This is a genomic window from Desulforapulum autotrophicum HRM2 (assembly GCF_000020365.1).
Classification (GTDB): Bacteria; Desulfobacterota; Desulfobacteria; order Desulfobacterales; family Desulfobacteraceae; genus Desulforapulum; species Desulforapulum autotrophicum.
Genome location: NC_012108.1, coordinates 1782104 through 1803451, shown reverse-complemented (window position 1 = coordinate 1803451; position 21348 = coordinate 1782104). Strand labels below are relative to the sequence as shown.

14 protein-coding genes and 1 riboswitch are annotated in these 21348 nt (G+C 50.5%); of the genes, 5 read left to right on the top strand and 9 right to left on the bottom strand.

The features are described 5' to 3' along the window. Nucleotides 1–25: 25 nt before the first annotated feature. The 5 genes from HRM2_RS07810 to HRM2_RS07790 all read left to right on the top strand — a co-directional run bounded on the left by HRM2_RS07810 (nucleotide 26) and on the right by HRM2_RS07790 (nucleotide 8601). The gene (locus tag HRM2_RS07810; protein WP_015903465.1) at nucleotides 26–1915 is read left to right on the top strand and encodes a putative bifunctional diguanylate cyclase/phosphodiesterase; all 1890 of its coding nucleotides are present in this window, start codon (nucleotides 26–28) and stop codon (nucleotides 1913–1915) included. 66 nt (nucleotides 1916–1981) lie between these two features. Further along, nucleotides 1982–2210: riboswitch (cobalamin riboswitch) on the top strand. Nucleotides 2211–2338: 128 nt separating this feature from the next. Next, nucleotides 2339–4213 carry a sodium:solute symporter family protein gene (locus HRM2_RS07805; RefSeq protein ID WP_015903463.1) on the top strand — a complete coding sequence of 625 codons (1875 nt, stop codon included), beginning with the start codon at nucleotides 2339–2341 and terminating at the stop codon, nucleotides 4211–4213. A gap of 6 nt (nucleotides 4214–4219) precedes the next feature. Further along, nucleotides 4220–5746 (top strand): DUF2284 domain-containing protein, encoded by a 1527-nt coding sequence (locus tag HRM2_RS25055; RefSeq protein ID WP_015903462.1) that lies wholly within the window; start codon nucleotides 4220–4222, stop codon nucleotides 5744–5746. 6 nt (nucleotides 5747–5752) lie between these two features. Continuing rightward, entirely contained in the window at nucleotides 5753–7084 is a 1332-nt protein-coding gene (locus tag HRM2_RS07795) for a B12-binding domain-containing radical SAM protein (protein ID WP_015903461.1), read from the top strand. Then, nucleotides 7081–8601, top strand: coding sequence for a B12-binding domain-containing radical SAM protein (locus tag HRM2_RS07790; RefSeq protein ID WP_049770416.1), 1521 nt, complete (start codon nucleotides 7081–7083; stop codon nucleotides 8599–8601). The genes HRM2_RS07795 and HRM2_RS07790 overlap by 4 nt, the downstream gene beginning before the upstream one ends. A gap of 67 nt (nucleotides 8602–8668) precedes the next feature. Here the strand turns inward: HRM2_RS07790 and HRM2_RS07785 are convergent, their stop codons facing one another. The 9 genes from HRM2_RS07785 to HRM2_RS07735 all read right to left on the bottom strand — a co-directional run bounded on the left by HRM2_RS07785 (nucleotide 8669) and on the right by HRM2_RS07735 (nucleotide 21192). After that, nucleotides 8669–9337, bottom strand: coding sequence for a GntR family transcriptional regulator (locus HRM2_RS07785; RefSeq protein WP_015903459.1), 669 nt, complete (start codon nucleotides 9335–9337; stop codon nucleotides 8669–8671). A gap of 556 nt (nucleotides 9338–9893) precedes the next feature. After that, on the bottom strand, nucleotides 9894–10913 hold the full coding sequence (gene cuyA / locus HRM2_RS07780; RefSeq protein WP_015903458.1) for a D-cysteate sulfo-lyase: 1020 nt from the start codon (nucleotides 10911–10913) through the stop codon (nucleotides 9894–9896). Between the two features lie 396 nt (nucleotides 10914–11309). Further along, nucleotides 11310–12431 carry an ABC transporter permease gene (locus tag HRM2_RS07775; protein ID WP_015903457.1) on the bottom strand — a complete coding sequence of 374 codons (1122 nt, stop codon included), beginning with the start codon at nucleotides 12429–12431 and terminating at the stop codon, nucleotides 11310–11312. Then, nucleotides 12431–13564, bottom strand: a complete 1134-nt coding sequence (locus HRM2_RS07770) for an ABC transporter permease (protein WP_015903456.1) — start codon at nucleotides 13562–13564, stop codon at nucleotides 12431–12433. The genes HRM2_RS07775 and HRM2_RS07770 overlap by 1 nt, the downstream gene beginning before the upstream one ends. Further along, nucleotides 13557–15359, bottom strand: coding sequence for an ATP-binding cassette domain-containing protein (locus tag HRM2_RS07765; RefSeq protein ID WP_015903455.1), 1803 nt, complete (start codon nucleotides 15357–15359; stop codon nucleotides 13557–13559). Before HRM2_RS07765 ends, HRM2_RS07770 begins: the two co-directional genes overlap by 8 nt. A gap of 12 nt (nucleotides 15360–15371) precedes the next feature. Next, a complete protein-coding gene (locus HRM2_RS07760; protein WP_015903454.1) occupies nucleotides 15372–16415 on the bottom strand; it encodes an efflux RND transporter periplasmic adaptor subunit in 1044 nt (347 codons plus the stop codon). Further along, nucleotides 16408–17895: an efflux transporter outer membrane subunit gene (locus HRM2_RS07755; protein WP_041273138.1), complete on the bottom strand. Its 1488-nt coding sequence runs from the start codon at nucleotides 17893–17895 to the stop codon at nucleotides 16408–16410. Before HRM2_RS07755 ends, HRM2_RS07760 begins: the two co-directional genes overlap by 8 nt. After that, nucleotides 17882–18457: a MarR family winged helix-turn-helix transcriptional regulator gene (locus HRM2_RS07750; RefSeq protein WP_041273137.1), complete on the bottom strand. Its 576-nt coding sequence runs from the start codon at nucleotides 18455–18457 to the stop codon at nucleotides 17882–17884. Before HRM2_RS07750 ends, HRM2_RS07755 begins: the two co-directional genes overlap by 14 nt. Nucleotides 18458–19935: 1478 nt before the next feature. Next, the gene (locus HRM2_RS07735; RefSeq protein WP_015903451.1) at nucleotides 19936–21192 is read right to left on the bottom strand and encodes an IS110 family RNA-guided transposase; all 1257 of its coding nucleotides are present in this window, start codon (nucleotides 21190–21192) and stop codon (nucleotides 19936–19938) included. Between the last annotated feature and the right edge of the window lie 156 nt (nucleotides 21193–21348).

Below are 21348 nucleotides of genomic sequence, written 5' to 3'. Positions count from 1 at the left end.
ATTTATACAACACAGGACATCGCATATGAAACCCCATGAAAACAATCTTTCCCATCGGATCCTGGTAATAGATGACAATACTGCGATCCACCAGGATTTCTGCAAAATATTGATGAAATCTCCTGATTCGGACAACGAGATTCAAGACATGGAAACTGCGCTCTTTGGTGCCGAAACCCAAACCATGGCATCTGGGACGTTTGAAATCGATTGCGTTTTCCAGGGCAGGGAAGGACTGGCCCAGGTCCAGAAGGCAAAATCCGAGGGCCGCCCCTATTCCCTGGCATTTGTGGACGGCCGCATGCCTCCGGGCTGGGACGGCATAGAAACCATCAGTCATCTCTGGCAGGAAAGCCCGGACTTACAGGTGGTTCTGTGCACGGCCTATGCCGACTATTCATGGCAGGAGATCCGCCGGGTTCTGGGAGAGACAGACAGTCTGCTGATTCTTAAAAAACCCTTTGACAATGTGGAGGTGCTTCAACTTGCCCATGCACTGACCCGAAAATGGGAACTGAACAATGAAATCCAGGGCCGGCTCAATCAGCTGGCTTTTTACGACAGCCTGACCGGTCTGCCCAACCGAACGCTGTTCATCGAAAACCTTACGACAACCCTTGACAAAGCCCATCGTTACAAGCACAAAGCCGCATTGCTCTATATTGACCTTGACAATTTTAAACGGATTAATGACACGCTGGGTCACAGCATTGGCGATGATTTGCTTAAAGCCACGTCAAAGAGACTCCTTAAATGTCTCCGGACCTCAGATACCGTCAGCAGATCGCCGGCAGGTGAAATGGTGGCCCGGCTGGGTGGGGATGAGTTCACAGTGATCCTGCCCGAGGTGACCCGGGCAGAACATGCAGGAGTGGTGGCCCTGCGCATTGCCAAACAACTTGCCGAACCCTTGCACCTGGGTAACCACCAAGTCATCGTCACGCCCAGCATCGGTATTTCACTTTTCCCCCAGGACGGTGAGGACATTGAAACCCTGCTCAAAAATGCCGATATTGCCATGTATTTTTCCAAACGCATGGGTCCTAATATGTTCAGTTTTTATGAGCAGTCCATGAATGCCGATGCATTGAAACGAATGACCATTGAGAATCATCTCAGGCAGGCCCTGGGGCGGGGTGAGTTTGCCCTGCACTACCAGCCACAGTTCGATCTGGTCACAGGAGAGGTATGTGGTGCTGAAGCTCTGCTGCGCTGGCATAACTGGGAGTTGGGAAATGTTCCGCCAATTGAGTTCATCTCCATAGCCGAAGAAAACGGGATGATAGTGGCCATTGGTGAATGGGTCATGCGAACGGCCTGCAGGCAGACCAGGACCTGGCTGGATCAGGGATTACCCCTGCAGCGGATTGCCGTTAATGTTTCCGTGAATCAGTTTACCCATACTGATTTCCTGAATATGGTCAAAAGCATACTTGAAGAAACAACCCTGGATCCCCAATATCTGGAAATCGAAATAACCGAAAGCCTTCTGGTAAAAAACGTGCCGGAAACCACCAACATCCTGCATGCACTGAAAAAAATGAACATCCGGATTGCCATTGATGACTTTGGCACCGGTTATTCAAGCATGAGTCGCCTGAAAGAAATCCCCATTGACTGCTTGAAAATTGATAAAACCTTTGTCGACGGCATTGCCATCGGCAAAAGAGATCAGTCCATCATCACCGCCATTATTGCCATGGCTGAAGGCATGAACCTGAGATTAATTGCCGAAGGCGTTGAAACCACAGGCCAGGTTGATTTCCTGCGTGTAAAACAGTGTCAGGAGGTTCAAGGCTACCTGTTCAGTAAACCACTGTCAACTCAGCAGGTTGAAGTTTTTTTTCAAAAAGCCTTTTCTCTTGAAAAAAATCTGGAGAATACCGGTGATGATGTTCCGCCTTTTCCTGCTTGACAAAATCATGGTGTGTGGGGTATGAGCCCTTGTACGATCTGAACAACAAGCGTGTTCAGTATTTTAAAAAAAGAGACGCTTTCTGGTGCCTTCCCCTGGGAAGGCCGGGGCCTGACAAAGGTTCAGACCCTGCAGGGAACCCGGTTTAATTCCGGGACGGACCCGCCGCTGTGAGTGAGGACGACCGCCGCAACCGGTCACTGTGCTGCAGGTTTAAAGAACGAACCAGCACGGGAAGACGCGGCCATTAGGATGATCCACGAGTCAGAATACCTGCCAGACAGGCAAAAACAGACGTTCTCGGAGAGATGGTAAATCCCCGGGCTGATCGTGTGTCAGCTGGGGATTTTTTATGCTGGCACACAGTATCGTTCGGAGGATCGCCCCGGCAACCGCCCAGGCTTCCATCCGACTGGAGAAGATATGAACCCATATCAACTGTTTCTGTGCCTGCTTTTTGCCTATACCGCCCTGCTCATAAGCGTGGGGTGGTACTTCAACAAACGACAGCAAACCCAGACCGATTTCTTTCTTGCCGGAAAAAATGCCGGGATGCTATCCATCGGTTGTTCGGCTGCGGCATCCTGGCTCACCGCCGGCGGCATCCTGGCCGTTATCGGTTTTTTCATGCTCCTGGGCATGGGATCTGTCTGGGGATTTGTGGCACCCAACATCATCGCCCTGTTCGCCATCGGCCTGTTTGTCAGGAAAATAAAAGGCCTGCCCGCCATCACCCAGCCCGAACTTCTGGAGCTTCGCTATGGCAGCTATCTGCGACTGCCCGTTGCCATCATCATCACCGTTGTGATGATCCTGTTTGCCGTGGCAGATATCAAGGGCTTTGCCATGGTGCTTTCCACCTTCTACGGCGTCTCTCCTTTGATGTCGGCCCTGATCGTCGCCCTTGCCGTCTCCATCTACGTCACCATGGGTGGGCTCTCTGCTGTGATTGCAACAGACATCATCCAGTTCCTTTGCCTGACCCTCTTTGTCCTCATCATGGCTGGGGTGGTAATGACCAGCGCAGGAACCCTCACTGCCGAACCGGTTGCAGCACTGTTGACATCCGTGCCCGACAACTGGTGGAACCCCGGTTCCATCGGCTTACCCATGATCCTGATCTTTTCCATCGCCATCATTCCCGGTTGGATCACGGAACAGGACCAGTGGCAGAAGGTATGGGCAGCCACGGATGAACGCAGTGCCAGGAACGGCATGTTCCTGGGATCGGTTCTTGTTACCGTTGTGTTTGCCGGCTGCGCCTTCCTGGCCCTGGGCCTCAACACCATCTATCCCGAGATTGCCGGTGCAGGATTTCCCATGGGAATGGCCAGGGCCGAACCCGCCCTTCTCACCTTTATCATGGACCACAATTTTTCTGGATTCATCCTGGCCCTGAGCGCCGTGGGCCTTGCCACGGCCGCCATGTCATGCACAGACACCTTTGCCACCTCAGGGGCCTCGTGCATCTCCAGGGACATCTTCCAGCGCTACCTTCACCCCGGGGCCACCATGAAGCAGATGCTTGTGGTCAACCGGATCAGCGTGGTGATCATCATCGTCTTTGCCACACTGGGATCGTTCTTCATCGGCTCCATCATCGACGCCATCCACATCGCCACCTTTATTGCAAGCGCCTCCTATTTTTTTGCCCTCATGGGCGGACTATACTGGCGCCGGGCCACCGGCCAGGGTGCCGTGGCCTCCATGGTAACCGGTTTCATCATTCAGTCCGGCCTGGTGATCCTGGACCTTGCAAAAACACCGCCCATGGCGCCTCCGTTCCTGGAAACAATTCACCCGATACTCATGGGACACGGGGTGATCCTGTCCATGGCGGTAAGCGGCCTTGTGTTTGTGGGTGTCAGCCTTTCAACGGCCCCCACCTCCCGGGTGAGGCTGGCCCTGTTCTTCAAAAACGAAGCAGAAAAATTGACCACGGCCATGGCAACACCGGCCACGGCCATGGCAGCACCGGAGATCCTTGACTTGATCCAGGAACGCCCCCGGGGCAACCGAACCACCCTCCACCTGAGCTGCGACATCCTTGGCACCCTTGAGTGGAAAAACTTTGTCGATAACCTTCAGGGTTCAAGGGAACACTGGGTGTCGGCGTCGGGCCGGGAATCCATCCGACGCATCACCCACCCGGACATCCTCTCGTGTGTTTCAGTCTCCCGGGGAGCAACCAACGCCACCCTGTGGCTGGAGGCGGAAGCCGAGACCAACAGCCTGGAAAGGGTGAAACAGGACATGGCCCATGCCTACACCGAAATTCTCACAGTGGTCAAAGGGTAGCCATCCATGAAAAAGGATTTTACAAACGCTGATCCGGCCCACCACGATTTTCAGTACCTGGAAGATCTGTCCACGGCCTACTGGTATTCCCAGGTGCTGTTTACCGCCCTGGAGCTTGAAATTTTCAAGTTCCTGGACCAGGGCATCTCCACCCTTGACGACCTTGCCTCTGCCATGGATTGCCGTGAAGCAGAGTTGTTCCGACTGCTCAGGGCCATGGAAAGAATGGCCCTTGTTGGCCATGACAGGGACCACTGGTACAACGCCCAGGTCGCCTCCCGCTTTCTCGTACCAGACAGGGAAGGCTACATGGGGGCTTTTTTCCTCTACCGGAAGTACATGGCCTCCAACTGGGAAAAACTCTCGGACAAGGTCTCCTGCCAGGGGCGACACAAGGGCGAGGACCTCGACTACAAACAACGCAACCAACGGTATGTAGAAGCCATGGACACCCTGGTAAAACAAAAAGCGCCGGAAATTGCCGATCTTGCGGCAAGACAGGATGCCATGGGCCCGATCCTGGATGTGGGCGGCGGATCTGGCAGCCTTGCCCGGTCGATTCTGGCACGAATCCCGGGAACCAGGGCCGTGGTTTTCGACCTTGAAGAGGTGATTGAAGCGGCCCGAAAGATTTATCCTGAACCCCAGGCCTGGGACAGGATCACCCCCCTGTCCGGGGACTTCAGAAGCCATGAATTCCACCAGAAATTCGGTCTGGTCGTGTTGAGTAATTTTCTCCATGCCTATGGCCCGGATGAGGCAAAACAGCTTCTCCAGCGGGCCGTCTCACTGCTCAAACCTGGCGGTATGGTAATCATCCACGACTATTTTCCAGACCGGTCGGGCAGATCACCCCAGAAAGGCGCCCTCTATGATCTCTCCATGATGCTCAACACCTTTAACGGCGCCTGCCATTCCGCCGCCACCATCAGGGCCTGGCTTGAACAAATGGACATCACCCCTGTGGAGACCATTGATCTTACCACGGACACCGCCGTCATGGTGGCAGGGGGCAGCGGCAACCTGAAAAGTTTTCAAAAAAACATCTGCGATACGGCCCTCGCCCTTGGTTTTGACAGGGCCGTGCCCCTTTCACCCGACCAGGTAGTCACAGCCCCCTGGGTAAGGATGAAATGCCGGTTTGGCTGTGCCGAATTCGGCAACAACCTCCAGTGCCCGCCCCAGACCGTGGACCACGACAGAACCCGGGCCATGCTCGACGCCTACACACAGGCCATCCTGGTCCAGGGGGCGCCCCCGGGCAGGGATTTTCACAAGCGGCTGCTCAAACTTGAAAAGACCGCCTTTCTGGCAGGATTTCACAAGGCCTTTGTATTCGGGGCCGGCCCCTGCCCTGTCTGCCCTTCCTGCCCGGACACCGGCATCTGCCGACACCCGGACCAGGCACGGCCGGCCATGGAAGCCTCGGGCATTGATGTCTACACCACTGCCCAAAACGCAGGATTCAGTCTCACCCCTGTGCAGGAGAAAAACAACTATGTCAAATATATTGGACTGCTGGTCCTGGAGTAATTACAAATGAAAATATTGCTGGTACAACTTCCCACCTCCCACCTGGGTGCCGGGGAAAAAGTATATCCACTGGGCCTGTCCAGGCTGTCTAGCACCCTGCCCCCCCACCACGACAAAGAGGTGCTGGACATGAACATCGCCATGGATCCCTGGCCCGACCTCAAAAAAACAATAGCAAAATTTCAACCCGACGCAATTGCCCTGTCGTTTCGGAACCTTGACCCCCTGGCCGGCCACCAGGCATCCTATCTTTCTTCCCTCAAGACAGGGGCGGCCCTTGCAAGGGCCCTGGCCCCCCGGGCAAGGATACTGGCCGGGGGACCGGCATTTTCCCTGTTTGCAAGACGACTCATGGAAGAGGTTCCCGAGCTTGATATGGGCCTCAAAGGAGAAGGAGAGCAGATCTTTCCACGCCTGTTTGAGCCTGATCTTGATCCGGGAAATATTCCTGGAATTCTGTGGCGAAACACGGCCGGCATCGTGGAAAACCCCATGGGTCCCATGATCGCCATGGACACATTGCCGGAAATAGATGTCAACGCATTTTCTCCGCTCTCCTACACCCAGGGCAACGCCTATATTGCAGCAATGGGCATTGAGGGCAAACGCGGATGCGACCTCTGGTGCGGCTACTGCCTCTATCCCTTTCTCGGGGGATGCACCATGCGGCTGCGCAGCCCCTCCAGAATTGTGGACGAAATGGCATCGTTGAACCAGCAATTCGGCATTAAACTTTTCCATTTCACAGACTCCGTGGTAAACCGTCCCCAACACCACTTTGAAGCCCTGTGCCAGGAACTTGTCAGGCGGAATCTTGACCTCACCTGGACCGGATTTTTCAGGGAAAACTCTCTTACCCGGGAAAACCTTGAACTTGCCCAGAGGGCCGGTTGTGTGGCCGTCTACTTCTCAGGAGACAGTCTCACAGACCAGGGCCTGAAACTGCTGAACAAACAGATGACCCGGCAGGATCTGTTTGATGCCGCAAGGCTCACGGCAGAAAACGGCATCCTCACCATGTGCCATTTTCTACTCAACCTGCCAGGCGAAGGAGACCAGGAAAGAATCCAGACCCGGGAAACCCTGGACCGGATCCTTGAAATCCATGCCAGGGCCGGTAATCTTGGGGCAGTTATCTTCAACCATGTAAGACTCTATCCCGGAGCACCCATGACAAAACGGCTGATCAAATCAGGTTCCCTGTCCCCGGACACGGATCTTCTCTATCCCGTGTACCACAACCCGGAACCCCATGGTCACCTTCTCCACGAACTCGAGGCCCGATGCCACAGAGCCGGGGTCTTTTCCAGACTGAAACTACCCATGGAGGTACAATGAAAACCCTGATTCTCGAACACCCAAGAATGGTCTCGAAAAAGCGGTTCAACGACATCGCCAACACCCCCCTCTGGTCCTGTCTCATGGGAGGCTATGCCGCAGCGATGCTTGAGTCCCGGGGATTTGCCTCCTGCTTCATGGATGCTGCGGGTAACCGCTGGGATTTTGAACAAACAGAACAGGAGATCTTGGACATTAATCCCGATCTTTTGTGCGTCAACGCCGTCTATTTCTGGGAGCACACCCCACACCTGTTCACTCTTTTCACCCACCTCAGATCCAGGGGATTTACCGGCCACATCAACCTGTTCGGCTTCTTTCCCACCCTGGTTTTCCAGGAAATCCTTACCACACAAACAGCAGTGGATTCCATTGCCGTGGGAGAGTTTGAACATACCCTGGTTGAACTTGCCGCAACCCTTGAACAAGGCAAGGACTTCGGCCGGATTCCAGGCCTGGCTCAAAGAGATAACGTCCTGATGCCCGGTGCATTCCAATCCAGACCCCCTGAAAAGAATCCAGATATCTTTCCTGCCCCCCTGAGGCCCTCCCTTGAAGGTACTGTTTCCATCCTTGCCAGCCGGGGCTGCTATAACCATTGCAGCTTCTGTCCAGTGCCCTCATTCTACAACCAGGGCCCCCTGTGGCGGGGACGCACCCCCCAGGAGATCGCCCAAGAGATGCAAACTCTGGTGGAAAAGGGCGCAAAAGAGTTCTACTTTGTGGATCCCAATTTCATCGGTCCCGGTAAAAAGGGAAAAGAGCGCATACTCAAACTCATGGGACTGATCAAGCCCATGAAGATCCACTTTGGCATGGAGACCCGGCCATCGGACCTTGACGACGAAATCCTCGATCACCTTGTGGCATCGGGCTTCACCTCCCTTCTCATGGGCATTGAAAGCGGTTCAGAAACGATCCTGGGAAAAATCAACAAGAGCACCGGCCCCTCCCAGGGAGCCCAGGCCATATCGCTGTGTCGACGCCACGGCATTGAGCCCGAGGTGGGATTTCTCATGTTTGTCCAGGACGCCACCCTTCCGGACCTAAGGAACAACATCGATTTTTTGATGGCAAACAACCTCCTGGACCGCCTGGAAAGAACGGCCAACCTGCTGTGCCACTGCCAGATCGTACTCAAGGGAACCGCAGCTTATACCCAGTTTGAACAAGAAGGCCGCCTGGTCAAGAACGGGCTCTTTGGATTCGAAGGAGAGGTGACCTTTATCGATGATGGGGTTCAATGGATGTCAAAACTGGTTGTGGCAGCCTGCCACACCATCATCATGGGCATGGGGGATCCCGAATCTCCCGTCTATTTTGCAAAACCTGAAACAGAGGTATTCCACCGGGCCAACCGCTATCTGGTCGATCTTTTTTTCAGGCTCCTGGAACAGGCAGAGGCCGGTCGCATCCACGATGACATCCCAGAACTTGTGACAGGCATCGACCAGGAAATCCGGGCTGTTTTAGACGTCCAGCCCGGCATTGAATCCAGCAGCGTTGCAGAGCTATAACGGTCCCAGGATTACCCTGTTTTTCCAATGGGGTAAGCCTGGAACATCAATGCCACCAGGGGCTATATCATTCCTCGTACACATCCACCCCATAGTGGGACATGCGATCTCCTGAATCAAGATAATGTTCTCTGATGGTATTTTCCAGATATATGGGGTCGTTTTTTTTAAGGGCATTTACAATTCTCAGGTGGCGCTGGTAGATCTCATGGGCCGTGTACAGTTTGATCCAGTGGTTGAAAAGAAGAAATTTTGAAATCCCCTGGCAGGATCTGTGGCAGAGTTCATATACAAGATCGTTGTTTATCCTGGAAAAGAGTATCCCGTGGAATTCGTTGTCAAGTTTTGCAAAATTTTCAATGGGAGCCTTCGTCTCTGCAATGGCTTTCATTTCCTGGACAAGCCTTTCAAGCCCTGTAATGTCCTCTTCTGTATAGCGGTCCATGGCCGCAGCCACAGCGGCTCCTTCCAGAATACCACCGGTGAAATAGCTGTCCTTGATCTGTTTGGCCGTCAGAGTGGTAACATATTTACCCTTCTGGGGTTTGGAAACGATGAGTCCTTCCTTAGCAAGAATCTGGAGAGCTTCACGTATGGGGGCCCGGCTGATGGATAGTTTATGGGCCAGCTCCACCTCCTTGACTTTGCTTCCCGGCTGGAATTCTCCTTTGAGGATTCCTTCTTTTATATAATGAACGACTTGGTCACTGTAAGTTTGCTTTTTTATTTTTGACATTTATTGTCCTTTATCGATCACTTTTTTTTGTCAATTATCAAATTGGGAAAATCTGCTCTGTATTGTGCGTTCTGCAATCCATCACACACCTTCCCGAAAATTCAATGTGGATAAAATTTTCTGGGCTGATATCCTTCCATGTTCAAGTCGTGTGAAGGGGCAAGAAGATTTTAGATAATGGCAGAATATATTGAGCGTGTGATATAGAGTCAAGATTAATTATGGGCAAACCTTGGCAGAAAGAGGCGTCAAGGGATTGGAGGTGCAGATTCTTATTTGCCTATGCCCTGGAGCAAAAATGGGAACCCATTGTGCCTGTGACAATAGAGACTGAGGGGGGAAGTTTATATCGATTGACAGCACCATGGCTTCGAACCTGTAAACTGTAGTTTCGTTCCATTGGTTCGAGCCACAGTGCTGTCCTTTGGCAAAAAATATCCAGTGACGGCTTATTAATTACTCAACTTTCGGACTTCAGTCTTGCTGGAAAGGGTCGGGCTTTTTTTAAGGAAAGCCTGACCCCATATAAAACAGCCAACTCCGAAAGTTGAATTAATTATTCGTCCTCAACCTTTTCGTCTCCAAGGATTACTGGGATATAGGCATAGAGTGCAGGAGATCCACCCGTGTGGACAAACATAACTTTTTCTCCTTTCTTGAAGGTCCCCTTTCTGCTCAGATCGATGAGACCGGCAAGGGCCTTGCCTGTATAGATGGGATCGGTGAGGATGCCTTCGGTCTGGGCGAGCATGCTGACAGCCTCAACCATTCGTCTGTTGGGCAGGGAGTAATGGGGACGCCAGTATGCGTCAAAGCATTTTACAAGGTTTGAATCAATGTCACCCTTTATTCCAACATGATCTGCGGTTTTTTCAACCAGATCAAATACCATCTTTTCCTGGATTTCTGTGTCACGGCTTACATTAATGCCATAGATGGGGATGTTCATGTTGCACCCGGCAAATCCGGTTATAAGGCCTGCATGGGTACCGGTGCTGCCGCTTGAAACAACAACTTTGTCGATGTTGAGACCTTTTTCAAACAACTGACTCTGAATTTCCTGGGCACAGGATACATAACCGGTCGCTCCGATGGGATTGGAACCGCCACCGGGGATGATATATGCCTTGCGGCCAGCCTTGGCAACATCTTCGGCCACCTCTTTCATGGCTGCCATCATATCGGTCTTGGCAGGAACAACCTTATAATCTTCCACACCGAGCAGGTGATAAAGAAAGTTGTTTCCGCTTGCATGTTTGTCATAGGTACCGGGGACTCTCTCCTCAAGGACAAGCCTGCATTTCATTCCCTCTTTTACGGCAGCTGCAAGTGTCAGCCGGCAGTGGTTTGACTGAATTGCACCGCAGGTGATAAGGGTGTCGCATCCCTGGTTAAGTGCGTCTGCAACAAGGAACTCAAGTTTACGTGTCTTGTTTCCACCTGCTGTAAGTCCCAGAAGATCATCCCGCTTGACATAAACTTCAGGTCCGCCAAGGGCCTTAGTAAAGTTGGGTAGATATTCGAGGGGTGTCTGACCTTCTGTGTAGCGCCTTCTTGGAAATTGTGCTAGATTCATAATCCTTTGCCTTATGTTTGAATGTTAAATAAAAATGGATAAAAACAGTCAGGTCCTTTGCCATCATAATTAAATGATGGGTTTTATTTCCAGAGATACTCCCAGGAAATCCGTGCAATTTGGAATGTGCTGGGGGCTGGAAAAGGTTCCTGAAATATTTTTTTCCATAGCTGGTTTAGACATTGTTCTTTTCCGTCAAATTCATATTCCGAAAAACCGATCGGGATCTGTTTTTATTTGTTCGTCAATTATGATTGTTGTAAACAAACATAATGTCGACATTAATAATGTATTAAACATAAAGACGAAGTGGGTGTCAACCCAAAAAAAGAAAATTGTGGTAAAAAAAAATTTAGGTCATCATCTTCAAAGAAAACACCATGAAAACAACCGACCTTATGTGGTCCGACGTCTGAACATCCAGCCAGCAAGGGGCAGGGTGACGGCTGCAATACAAGCCATGGGCCAGATCAGGGGCCAGACGGAAACAAGATCTCCACCGGCAAGATAAATCTCCCTCAGGCCATAAACAACGTAGCGCAGTGGGTTTAAATAGGTTGCAGTCTGAAGCCAGTCCGGCATATTTTCGATGGGGGTGGTAAAGCCACCCAGAATCACGGCAGGCATCATAAATATAAAGGAACCAAGCAGTGCCTGCTGCATTGTCGTTGAAATTGACGAAACAAAAAGCCCCACCCCGACCACGGCGACCACAAAAACGGTAAGAATGACAACAAGGGCCGAAACAGACCCGTGGAAGGGGATTTTAAAGACGAAAACAGCTGCTCCCGAAAGCAGAAGTGCGTCGAACAAACCAAACACGATGGGCGGTATCGCTTTGCCGATAAGAATTTCAAAGGGCCTGAAAGGTGCCACCAGGAGCTGATCAAAAGTTCCAAACTCCCTTTCCCTGGCAACGGAAAGGGACGAGAGTATCATGACAACAACCATTGAAATGACTCCCCCAAGGGCAGAAACAATATACCAGCGACTGACCAGGTTCTCGTTAAACCAGGCCCTGTTGATCAATTCAAGGGAGGGTTCGACTGCCAGTTGTCCCCTTCTTGTTAAAATTTGACGTCCCTGTTGTTGAACGATTGAGGTGACATAGCCAAGGGCAATGGCGGCCACATTGGAGTTGCGTCCGTCCGCGATTACCTGAACCCCTGCCTGGTCGCCATGGGCCAGTTTTAGACTGAAATCAGCAGGGATATTAATCACAAGCCGTGCCTTCCCGGTATCGATCATTTCCGGTATCTGGCTATCAGAGCTAAGGGTTGTCACCAACCTGAAATTATCCGACCCCTCAAACCGGGCCAGAAGCTCACGGGACTGAACGGTACGGGACTGATCCAACACCGCATACCGCACATCGGTAAGATCATAGGTTGCTGCAAAACCAAAAACAAAAAACTGAATAATGGGTGGTACGATCACCACAACCCGGCTTTTGGGGTCCCGTAACACCATGCTGAATTCTTTGAGAATCAGGGTGATTATCCGCTGTAAAATTTTCATTACTGGGGTAGCCTCCGGACCAGTTTTTTCCTGGTTGCACCAATAAGGACGATTGCCATTACAGCCAGCATTCCGGCCGCTGGAAGAAGGGTCGACCAGACATTACCTGCCAGAAAAAGGGTCTGGCTGATGATCACAAAATAGCGTGCCGGAATAAGATAACTGATCATCTGGACCAGCCTTGGCGTACTCTCCAGGTCAAACAGCAGGCCGGAAAGGAAAAATGCGGGAAGGAAACCGGCTATAACGGATATCATCGCTGCCACAAACTGGACCCGGGTAGCAGAAGAGATAAAGAGACCAAACCCTAAAGACGCAAGTAAAAACAGCCCGCTCAATGCAATTAAAAGCATCAGAGACCCACGCAGGGGGACATTGAACAAAAAAACACCAAGGATTACGGACAGGAGCATTCCCGTCATACCGAGGATGAAATAGGGAATAATCTTACCAAGCAGTATTTCCCCCGGAGTAATAGGGGTTGCCAGCAAGGCCTCCATGGTGCCTTTCTCCCATTCCCGGGCAACAACAAGGGCGGTCAAAAGGGTTCCAGTGAGGGTCATAATAAGGGTCAGCAGACCAGGTACCAGAAAATTGGTGGAGTCAGCCGATTCATTGAACCAGATTCGTTGTTCAACAATAAGGGGCGGAAGAACACCGCCTTCCCCCCTAGCCCTTCGAACATCAAGCCATTTTCCGATAATCCCCAGACCATATCCCTGGATCAGCCGGGTGCGATTGGCATCCACCCCGTTTAATACAAGCTGCACCTCTGCCCGAAACGCTTTTGCAAGCTGTGCTGAGAAATCAGAGCCAAGAATAAAGATTCCATCAACCGCCCCAGAATCAACCCGTTTTTTTGCCTGGGCCACCGAATACACCATTTGGGGTTTAAAGTAGGGGGAAAGTTCAAAACGGGCGGCAAGTTCCCTTGCTTCAGGACCGCTGTCTTCAAGGACCATTGCAACAGGAACATTTTTCGGATCCAGGGAAACGCCATAGCCAAAGATAAAGAGCAGTACCACCGGCATAACAATGCCAAGGAGAAGGCTGGACGGATCCCGAAGAATCTGGAGGGTCTCTTTTTTTAAAAAACCTGCCAGTCGCATGGCGCTGCTGCCTCCCTCAGTCATTGCCGTCTCCCACATCTGCCCGGCGGGAAGGGGTATCTGTCAGGGCGATAAAGGCGTCTTCCACCGTCGGATCTGGATTTTTTGGGGTGACAGCCAACCCCCTGATATCCTCCGGCCGACCGGCAGCAAGGTTTTTGCCCTGGGACATGATTACCATATGATCACAGAATTCTGCCTCTTCCATAAAATGTGTGGTAACAATTATCGTGACTCCATCCCTTGAAAATCCGTTAATCCGAAGCCAGAATTCCCTTCTTGCAAGGGGGTCCGCACCTGAGGTGGGCTCGTCCAGGAACAGGATCTCCGGCTCATGCACCATGGCAACGGCCATGGCAAGCCGCTGGCGATATCCACCGGGGAGATCTCCTGCCTGGCGTTTTGCCCTTCCGGTCAGGTCAAACTCCTGCAAAGCCCAATCCACCCTTTCTTTTAATTTTTTTCCAGACAGACCATAGGCCCTGCCGTAAAATTTCAAATTCTGGACCACGGAAAGCTGGCGATACAGCGAAAACTGCTGGGCCATATAACCAAGACGGGCCCTGGCCGTGGCAGGCGAAGTACGCAGATTGTATCCGGCCACATCTATCTCACCACCGGTAGCGGGCAAAAGCCCGCACAACATGCGAAAGGTGGTCGTTTTTCCGGCACCGTTTGAACCAAGCAGCCCGAATATCTGTCCCCGGTGCACCTGAAATCCGATATCCTCCACCGCAGTGAAATCGCCAAATTTTTTTATAAGCCCTGAGACAGACACAACCACTTCACCCTTATCCGGATTTTTCCTCGTTTTTTTTTCCGAAATGACCACCACGGGCTGGTTGCCCAGCCGTCCTGTCATTCTATCCATGAACCCATCTTCAAAGACGGGAGCAACAGGATCAATCTCGACCCCGGCCGGCAATAAATCAAGAAGCTTCCTGGCCGAGGATGCATCCTTTACCACAATCCTTACCCGACCAGAACGAATGGTGGCATCAATCACTTCAGGATTCGCGTAGAGCTGACGCTGGAGTTCCCGCACCCCGAGCCCCCCCCTGTCAGTGGCTCTGAAGACCCTGTTTTCAAGCCCCATTCTAAAGCGGGACGGCGCACCCATCTCAATAATCTTTCCCTGGTGGAGCAGGACAACCTGATCACACCGGTCCGCCTCATCAAGATAGGCGGTCGCGACAACGACACCGATCCCATCCCTTTGAACCAATTCGCCAACTATGGTCCAGAGATCACGTCTTGAAACCGGATCAACTCCCACAGTGGGCTCATCCAGAAGAAGTATTTCAGGTGATTTTATCAGGCAGCAGGCAAGCCCCAGCTTCTGCTTCATACCCCCGGAAAGTTGACCGGCCCTGCGGCGTGTAAAAGAAGTAAGCGCTGTCATATCAAGGAGTTTTTTGTACCGTTCAGGCCTCTCATTTCTTGGAACAGATTTCAGGTCGGCATGTAAGTTAAGGTTCTCAGCCACCGTTAAATCTTCATAAAGGCCAAACTGCTGGGGCATATAGCCGATCCGGCTGCGCAGCTTGTCAATATCTCGGACAACGTCAAGTCCCAGAACCTTGAGATCTCCTGCGGCAGGCAATAAGAGGCCCGCAGCGAGACGCAGGCAGGTTGTCTTACCAGCGCCATCGGGCCCCACAAGTCCTGTTACCTTGCCACAACAGGCCGAAAAGGTCACATTCGAGAGCGCCCGGACAGTTTCTCCGCCTTTAGGATGATACGCCATGGTGAGACCACATGCCTCAAGTACAAAATCTGCACCCAGGGGCTGCCCCATTATTTCCCTCACTTCATCCATCAGCAATCCTTACTATCCCTGATTGGCCCTTGTTTCGGGTTTGACCCTGGTGTCGGCATTGGTTGATCCACGTTTTTTCAAAACCACAGTAACAGGCATTCCAAGCCGGAACCGGTTGTCCGGATCATCCAGCCAGATACGGATTTCATATACCAACTGGGTTCGCAGTTCAGTGGTCTGGATAGATTTAGGGGTAAATTCTGCAGAAGAGGAAATAAAGCCGACCTTGCCCTTAAACGCCTCTGAAAACGAATCACTATGGACCATGGCCTCCATGCCCTGGGCAACAAAACCAAGATCAGGTTCAGCCAGGTAGGCACGAACCCATTTAGGAGCCATAAGGGCAAGGGACAAAACCGTACGGCCCGGTGCCGCCAACTCACCGGGCTCCATTATCCTGCTCTCTATGATTCCCGGTGCAGGGGCGTAAAGAAAAGTATCTTTCAAACGCTCCTGAAGCAGCATCACCTTTGCCTGCTGCGCTTTCAGAACAGCCCTTGCCTCAGCTATCTTTTCACTCCGAAATCCCTCCCTGGCAAGGGCCAGCGTCTCTTTTACCACATTAAACTCAGCCCTTGCCACATCGAGCTCAGCCACGGCATTGTCAAGGTCCTGGATGGTGCTTGCACCTGTCTCTGAGGTAACTTTGAGTCTTTTGGCTAACCGCTCACCATTTGCGACCTTAACCTGTGCAGCCTCAAGCTGGGCTTCTATTCTGGCGATTTCCTGGGGTCTTGTGCCGTTAACCAGAAGCCTGAGGACCTGGTCCTGGGCTTCCACCATGGATTTTGCCTCCTGTAATTGTGCAAGAAGCCTCTTATCTCTGAGCATAGCGAGAAGCTGGCCCTTTTCGACCATGGCCCCCTCATCCACGAGGATTTCTCGCACCAGCTCCTGCTCATTGAATGAAAGTTGTACCGTCCTTAAGTCTATATTTCCATAAAGAGTAACCGTATTATCGGACGGCGCCTCCACAGATTTATATTTCCAGTAGTAGACGCCTCCAGCCACTCCGAGGATCAGCAGCAGAATTATTACCCGTAGACCTTTATTCATTACGCTCTTCTCCCTGTGTTCTCTTCTTTACAATTTTTCGACCAGGAACATCCCATCCACCGCCAAGGGCACGGTACAGTCTTACAATCTCACCAAGCTCAAACTGCTTTGCCAGAATCAGTTCGTCCTGGACTTTTATCTGTTCACGCTGGGCATCAATCAGCTCAAAAAGGCTGCCAAGTCCAATCCGGTAAAGCTGATCAGCCAACCTCACTGAACGAATCGCATTCTCCAGGGCAGCCCCCAGGAAACCGACTCGTTCCTGATTATGAACGATGCCAACAACACTATTTTCAACCTCACCAACAGCAGTCAACAGGGTCTTTTCCAATTCCAAACGGGCCTGCTCCGCCTGGGACCCACGAATTTCAACCTTGGTCTGCAGCTTACCTGCGTCAAACAACGGAAAGGAAAGCCTTGGTCCCAGGGAATAAACAATGGATTCGGGCTGGAACAGAATACCCAGGTCGTCGGTCTGAAAATAGATGGAGCCGGTAATGGATAACCGCGGATATTTGTCCGCCTTTGCCGAACCAATCATGGCTACTGCTGCTGCATACTGCCTTTCCAACCGGCGTACATCTGCACGCCTTGTCAAAAGATCCACTGGAAGTCCAATCCCCATCATCTCCGGCACATGCATATGTGTTCCTTCTGCAAGATGATTTTCAGCCGGCACCTGACCCCGAAGAATGGCTATCGTGTTTGCAGCAACGGATCGTGCCCGGCGCAATTCAGGACCCAGGGCACGGGTTTGATTCAACTGGCGCCGGATCTGTTTTACTTCAAGTTCAGTGGATGTTCCCGTTCGATATCTGAGTTCCACCAACTCAAGGGATTTAGTCAACAGTTCAATATTTTTTTCAAGCGCCCCCAGCCGCTCCTCAAGGGTACGTACATCAATATAGGCAAGAACCAGTTCAGCAGTAAGGGAAACAGAGACATAACGATAGGTTTCAAGCTCTGCTTCGTAGCTGCGATTCGCAGCCTCCACAAGTCTTGCAACCCGCCCCCAGAGATCCAGTTCCCACCCGGAAAAACCACCGGCGGAAAAAAGGGTTGCTTCTTCGCCGGGGGACGGGCCCTCACGATTCACCGCTTTTTCACCAGTCCCGGCCTGGACAATTTTTCCATCAAGATTAACGTAGGGCATACGATCTGCACCCGTCAGACGGCGCCTGAGCCCCGCTTCCACAATGCGTTCCCTGGCTTTGGAAAGATCAAGATTTGCCTCAACCACTTCACCCACAAGCCTTGTAAGCTCAGGATCATCAAACTGTTCCCACCACCTTGCAACGGGTGCGTCCATGGAAAATGAAGTACGCTCTCCAGCCCCTGGTTGGCCAAGCCATCCCGCACCATGTGCCTTTGTCAGGTCAGGTGTCTGGTAATCAGGACCCACCACGGAACAGCCGCCCACAAAAAGCAGGACCGGCAACAACATGAGCAGCATGGACCAGCCCGGTCTATTTTTCCTCATCTGCCTTTCCTCCCCCACTTGCAGTGCTGTTCTTTTCCGGCAGGGACTGGGCAAGCCGTTCAAACCCACCAATAATTTTTTCCAAGGAGCCAAACATTTGTGCAACCTCATCCTCCTGTAATCCTGAACTGATTTTTTTGACGTTTTCCACATGGGTGGGAAGAAAATCAATGATAAATTTTCGCCCTTTTTCAGAAAGCCGAATATTTACCCTGCGTCTGTCTTCAGGATTGGCACACCGCTCAACCATGCCGTCCTTTTCCAGGGTATCCAGCACTCCAGACATGGCCGCGTAGGAGATTGGATAAAACGGCCGCAGGTCGGAAATACTATCTCCACTTGACGCGTCTGACAGAAGAAGCCGGGTCAGAATCAGAACCCGCCCCTTTGCAGTACCCATTCTCTGAAAATAGGCATCACTCACCACAACAACCCGGTGCAGCATTAGCATCGTATCGGCAAATTTCATCATGAATTCAACATCCTGCTCGGGCAAAAACGCCTTAAATTTTGGAAGAAAAGCTTTCATTTCCGGCAGGCTATCTGTTCTGTTTTGTTCCATGGCACCATCCTTGGGACTGTTGCACCTAAAAGTTTCGATCTGTGCGGATAACTTTTTTTACATGAAACTCGTATAAGTCCGGCGAACGGGAACAGGTATAACCCTAGGCTCATTCTCGCAGCCCGTCCATGGGCTGCTGCGAGGGAAATGGCAGCTCCTTCAGCGTCCATGCTGACCGCTGCCATTTAACCCGCTTCGGGTAATACCTGTTCCCGTTCACCTCTGTTATCGAATTTTATTTTTTGTCGTACCAGCCGGAAAGCTAACCGCACAGGTCGAAAAGTTTTAGGTTACATTTTATCTAGGCACATAAATAAAATAAAAAGAAAAAGGAACAAATGTCAACGAAAAAAGACCACCGTAATGCGATGCAACGCGATGCAACGCGCTTTCATTGCTACATATTTTTTCATATGAAACACTTGCCAAAGCATTGTCAATGAAGGTGTTTCAAAATTCGTTGAGGCCGGAGCTATACCTCGCTCCGGCCGTGCCGGTTTTATAAGAAACTCGCTTCGACCGGCCGGCGGAAACGGGTGTTGCACTTCACTCATTCTCGCAGGCCGTCCATGGCCTGCTCCGAGGAAAATGGCAACTCCTTGGGCGTCCATGCCCACCGTTGCCATTTAATCCGTTCAGTGCAACACCCGTTCCCACCGGCCTAATACTGTTGAGTTTCATGCTTCGTTGTGTCCGCCAGGACATGTGGGTTTTTATATGAAACACTCGCCAAAGCATTGTCAATGAAGGTGTTTCAAAATTCGTTGAGGCTGGAGCCATACCTCGCTCCGGCCGTACCGGTTTATAAGAAACTCCTGTCGAAACATCATTGTGAAAGTCTCGACTTTCGAGCCCTCTTTGGTTTCCCTGACCGGAACATTGTAAACCAAAGGGGTAGGATTTTTGCCCTTCCAGGCGTTAAAAAGCGCAGGCTGTTTGAGGACTTTAGCCCGCAGTTCCTGCGCTTTAGTCTGGAAGGGCAAAAATCCCCCCGACGTTTACCGTTCCGGTCAGGGTAACCAAAGAGGGCGGAATGGTACTATTGCCTGCCCGGTATTATCGTGTTTCATGCTTCGTTGTGTCGGCAGGCCGACATGGCCGTTTTATATGTAACACTCCCCTCGAAAAAGGGAATAGTATCCTGTTGGTTTTTGGGTCTTGTCCCAAGAACACTTTGATTGACGCTACAGATTGAAAATATCAAATCGATAGAATTCTTCCTGTCGGGTTAATAATTCAGGCACGGAAGACAAGTTTTTAAATCATCAGTAGTGGTCGGTTTATTTTAGATAAGTTTTATATGCGTAGTTCCCCCGATGGAGGACTAACAGTTTGTTGTGCAAAAAACCGACCCGTCATGTTATATTCGCGCTCTAAGGCTTCATTTGATCATCCGACGTTTGTTTACCGAATCAATAATTTCTTTGTCTGCTGTCCTTCTCTAAACAATACCTGTTAAAAACGTGCTGTCAATTCGATTAATTTCCACAAGGCACAAGTTTCATGCCTAATTCATCAGCCTTTTTTGCTAAATTTTTTAATACTCTTTGCTTGTTGGGCTTGCTCAGGTACTCTTCGCCAAGATCTTTATACGTGTCTGCATTTTTAATGATGCTGTAAATGGCTTTTGCAATTCTATGGGCTATAGCAACAATGGCCTTTCTGGCACCTCTCCTGGATTTCAGTTTGTAATATTTGGCCTTGTAATAAGAGCCTTTTTTCTTGATTGCTGCCCATGCAACCTGGACTAAAATCGTTTTGAATGGATGATTTCTAACTGCATTTCTGCCACTTTTCCGTTTTCCTGCACTTTCATTATTCCCGGGGCACAGGCCTGCCCATGAAACAAATGCTGACATAGTTTTGAATTCATTTAGCGTAACCCCGACTTCTCCTATAATGGATTGTGCCGATTTTTTATCAACACCTGGAATTTCGTCTAAACGCTCCAATAAATCTTTGTGCTCACGTGTAAGAGATTCCAATCGAGTATTAACTTGTTCAATCATTTTTTTAAAAATATTGATAATTTCCATCATCTCAACAAGTTGAAAACGATGGTGATCTTTGAAATATCCATTAAGGCTTTTATGCAGTTCCTGCGTTTTTTTCTTAAGGCCGCCTTTGGTGCACTCCTGGACCTTTTCCAAGCTTAGTTCACTATTATTGCATAATAAATTGATCAGGTTCGTGCCTGTCAAACCAAACAAATCCGAAACTATTGAATCAATTTTTATATTTGCAGTAATGAACAGCTTGTGAACACGTCTTTTATAATCGGCAAGGGATTCGGTGTATGTTTTTCTCAATCGGCTTAATTCTCGCCATTCCCGGACATTCCCCGGAGGGATGAAACTACCTCTTACTAAACCGTGTCGAAGCAGTCCGGCAAGCCACTTGCTGTCACAGATATCAGTTTTTCGGCCAGGAACGTTTTTAATATGTCTGGCATTCACCAAAACGACTTCAATTTTATCTTCAATGGTATTATAAACCGGATGCCAGTATACCCCGGTACTTTCCATTGCTATAATTGGGCAATTATTATCAAGCAGCCATTTTTTCATTTCTTGCAGATCGTGAGTGAATGTTGAAAACTCTCGAATCTCATGGTGCTCACCTCCTGCATTATTCAAAGTGATTAAACAAGCTGAAATTTTGTCTTTATGAACATCCAAACCACAACAAATAGGGTGAACGATTTGGATTAATGTGCTATTTGATCTCTTGGTCATGACTATCCTTTCGCTTTTGTTTGGGAAGATAAAAAAAATTGGATAGTTATGACCATTTTTCATTTTTTGCAAGTGTTTCATGCTTCGTTGTGTCCGCTAGGACATGTGGGTTATATGAAACACTCGCCAAAGCATTGTCAATGAAGGTGTTTCAAA